Here is a 2,294-nt window from a genome sequence, read left to right on the forward strand (position 1 = left end):
TGTACATACCATTGAGCGAGAAGGGCAGCTATACCTTCTATGTCTGCCATCTCGGCCGCTATATCAGTGAGTTTGGTGTGACCGACGCGATGTTCAACGACTTGAATGCCGTTATGCAACGTCACAGGTTCCACGAGGGATAGCGCATCCCCTGCGTTACATCAAATTGGGCGATCGGGCTGTCTCGCAAACTCTAGGGACAAAGCTGGATGATTGGCGACGAGCAATCTTGTTCCCATCTGGCTTCCCGCTCCTCAGTATTGAGAGCGCGGGTTGGGCTCAGCTCGGTGCAAGCATGCTTTCAGGGACACATGTCAATCATGTATCGGTACGATGCCATCTTGGCCAAAATATCCTCCCAAGCGGAGTTGGTGTCGGGTCGCGGTGCATTGCGGCTAGCTCAGGCTTTGGCCTGGGCGACCAGACCAGCTTAGGATGAATTCTTCCTGCTCCATTGTCTCCACCGCGCCGGGCCGCACTGAGCGCACTTTAGCAATTGCATCGATGCCGTCTGAAGCGCAGCCTGTTTCAATGAGGAGCATCGACGCTACTGTGCCGGCCCGACCCAAACCGCCTTTGCAGTGCACCACGATCCTGGTTCCGGACAAGAGCTTGGCCGCGAACTGTGGCCCTAGGGATCGCCATGGCTCAAGCAGTCGCGCATCAGGTACCGCACCATCCGTAATTGGCAGGCCGTGCCACACCAAGCCGTGCGCTCTGGCACGTTCCGCCAAAGAGGTGATTTGCAGCTCCTCGAACTCCCACGGCTCAATCAACGTGATCAGATGCTGTGCTCCCCACGCGACGATCGAAGCTAGATCGACGTCCAGGTCCCGAGCCCAAGACCCAGTCATTGCAACGTCCTGATGCTTTCCTGGTGCAAAGGTGACGCCGATCCCACCGCCGTTCGTACCGACGGGCAAGGTAGCAATCTGCAGTGGATGGGAAATACTTGTCCTGCTCACCTGCTCTCTCCAAAATCAATAGCCCTCAGGGGCGAGAAACAAATCAGTCACGGTTGAGACGGCGCGTTGCGCAGAGGCTGGATCCGAGAAATCCGCTTCAATGCCTTCAAACACGATGTCTGCACGACGCTGGGCGGTGAAGACGCGAGCACCGTCTACTGAGAACCTTTGTGCGATCGTCAATCCAATGCCAGAGCGGCCGCCAGCAACTAATGCAACCTTTCCCTTCATGGACACGGTAAGCGCTTTCCTGTTGCGTTAGAACTGACAATCAAAGCATCTACGTGCTGAACATGGTGTATTGGGGACCTAGTTGCGTAGGATCCTGGAGGATGCCTACTACAAACCGAAACAGAACGTCGAGGATAGAGTAGCTAACGCGACCCTTATCAGCTTCTGGAGTTTGATAGTCGCTGTTTTCAGCAAACCCTGAGATGACGGATTCCACCCAGCTGATTCGGCGGCGCATGTGGCGTAGGCTATGTACTGGCTACGACGAATCATCGGAAAGCAGCATGAGCAGACCCTACTCAGTAGAGGACAAAGCGTTGGCCGCTCTTGACCGTCTGGTGAAGCGACGCCCAACCAATGAATTGTTGAAAGCAAAGGTGGCCGCAGGTCATCGGATCATCACGCCAACCTCGGTCGCGGCGGAGGCGGGCGTAAATAGAGGAAGCTTTGGATCAAGGCACGCTCGACTGGGGCATGTCTGGCTCAAAATTCAAGAACTAGCTGAGGAGGAGAAGCGCGGCTCAGTGACTGAAGAGCTCGCCAAGCTCAGAGCCGAGAATGCAAGGTTGAAGGCTCTGGTGTACAAGACAAGTATCCACAACGCTTCCCTTCAGCTCGCAGTGTCCCGGCTTCAGAAGAGAAGTGCCAACAGGGATGAAGCGGCCAATGTCGTCAACTTCCGCCGGAACGATCGGAGGCGTCCCCGGTAGCCTTGGATATCATCTTCAGAACTGCTCGACTCTGAACGACACGACTCATGGCAATCTTTGATCGCTGGTCCTTAGAGTTGATTCGATCTGCTTGGACAATGGCCTGATTCTTCAGAAGTCGATCCTCCCAGAAGTCCCGATGCTCTGGGAGGATGATGCAGCACTTGCAGCCCGCACACAGGCCGGGCGATCGTACGCCGAAGTCTGGCGAGGCACGGACGGTGAGCAGGCTTGCGTCTGGATTGCAGCTGGAGCGATCAGGCACCATATCGATCAGACAACTCGCGTACGTCCCTGTCCATATCCGAAGGTCGGTGAGCTTCACGTATGCTACGGCCTTATCAATCAGTGTCTCTCCGTCCATCACTGACAGTGCCTTGGCCACTGA

3 protein-coding genes are annotated in these 2,294 nt (G+C 55.7%); 1 reads left to right on the forward strand and 2 read right to left on the reverse strand.

All coding sequences use genetic code 11. The features are described 5' to 3' along the window. Positions 1 to 395: 395 nt before the first annotated feature. Positions 396 to 965 carry a cyclin-dependent kinase inhibitor 3 family protein gene (locus tag AC1DJN_RS21605; protein ID WP_154329106.1) on the reverse strand — a complete coding sequence of 190 codons (570 nt, stop codon included), beginning with the start codon at positions 963 to 965 and terminating at the stop codon, positions 396 to 398. Positions 966 to 980: 15 nt separating this feature from the next. Further along, complete coding sequence (locus AC1DJN_RS21610; RefSeq protein WP_442251421.1) at positions 981 to 1,196, reverse strand: SDR family NAD(P)-dependent oxidoreductase; 216 nt, start codon at positions 1,194 to 1,196, stop codon at positions 981 to 983. A 284-nt stretch (positions 1,197 to 1,480) separates the two neighbouring features. On the opposite strand from AC1DJN_RS21610, the gene AC1DJN_RS21615 reads away from it, so the two are divergent. Further along, complete coding sequence (locus tag AC1DJN_RS21615; protein ID WP_442251408.1) at positions 1,481 to 1,906, forward strand: hypothetical protein; 426 nt, start codon at positions 1,481 to 1,483, stop codon at positions 1,904 to 1,906. Positions 1,907 to 2,294 lie beyond the last annotated feature (388 nt).

Source organism: Stenotrophomonas sp. 05L414_2, assembly GCF_056397905.1.